The organism is Candidatus Frankia alpina (genome assembly GCF_902806485.1).
GTDB classification, from domain to species: domain Bacteria; phylum Actinomycetota; class Actinomycetes; order Frankiales; family Frankiaceae; genus Frankia; species Frankia alpina.
Genome location: NZ_CADCWT010000491.1, coordinates 1 through 1,152, shown reverse-complemented (window position 1 = coordinate 1,152; position 1,152 = coordinate 1). Strand labels below are relative to the sequence as shown.

1 protein-coding gene is annotated in these 1,152 nt (G+C 64.1%); it reads left to right on the top strand.

Going from position 1 to position 1,152, the window contains the following annotated elements; all coding sequences use genetic code 11:
- Positions 1 to 541 precede the first annotated feature (541 nt).
- Positions 542 to 1,111, top strand: coding sequence for a hypothetical protein (locus G6R25_RS24125; protein ID WP_163554669.1), 570 nt, complete (start codon positions 542 to 544; stop codon positions 1,109 to 1,111).
- The last annotated feature ends 41 nt before the right edge of the window (positions 1,112 to 1,152 follow it).

Below are 1,152 nucleotides of genomic sequence, written 5' to 3'. Positions count from 1 at the left end.
GCTCGGTGTACGTCGGCATCTTCGGGCATACCTTCGGCCCGCCGTCCCAGTACCCGACCAGGTCGGTCGCCATGGCCGAATATGACCACGCCCGCTCGACCGGCAAGCACGTACTCGTCTACCTGGCCGACGAGAGCCTGCCCGTCCCGCACGACCTCGTCCCCTCCGACGAGCTGCGCGAGCTCCAGGCGGAATTCCGCGACGAGCTACAGCGCCGGCATCCGACACGACTGTTCACCAGCCCTGCTGATCTGGCTTTCCGGGTGGCCGTCGACGTGGCCCGGGCGGTGCGGGAGATGAACACCCCAACCCATTCCTATACCGTTTTTGACTCGGATCTCGAAGGTGTCCGGGACCTGGTCGACAGCGGAAATCCGTCGCAGGGGTCCAGGTACAGGGGTTTCTGGGTTTCCTCGCGGAGTCGTTCCAGCCCCTGTTCACCATCGACCGGTCGTCCTACGCCTCGCACCCGCTGCTGCGGGAGGCGAACAAACGGCTCAGCGACCTGCTCCCGGAATTCAGCCTGTCGGCCGAGGACGGCGTGATCCGTAGGACGGGGGTTCGTCACGTCATCCTCCGCACCGAGACCGTCGTCCGGCTGCTGAGGTTGTTACTGCCGGACCGCGTGGACCTCTTCCAGGACACCGCGCAGGAGATCGGCGCGGGCGCCGCCCGCGACCTCGTCGAGTTCGTGCTGCGTGGCGGACATTTCGTGCCAAGCGGCCCGCGCGCCTTCGTGTCGCTGTGGAACTATTGGGACCGTACCGGCGGCTGGGGAACGTACATGCTCGACGGCGTCACCGAGGAGTCCTGGCGCCTCGTCGTGGCCCGCAATTTCCTCCGCACCGCGGATCCGGCTGAGACACGCTTCCTCGCGGCTTTCTGGTGTGGCTATATCCGCGGTTTTCTCAATGAGTCCCTGCCCCAGATCTCGGCCATCATGTTGAATCTTCCCGAGGAGCAGCGGGCGTTGGCGCTCACCATGCCGGCGGCTGTCCATGTCCGAACAGTGGAATACGCCGAGGTCAAAGGTGATGACGACGTGTTCGTCATCACCTTTGACCGAGAGCTCTTGTTCGAAGCTTTGCGAGCACTGAGCCTTTCCCGGTAACGTTTCGTCGCTTTGCGTGACATCAATGTTGTGTTGGTGTG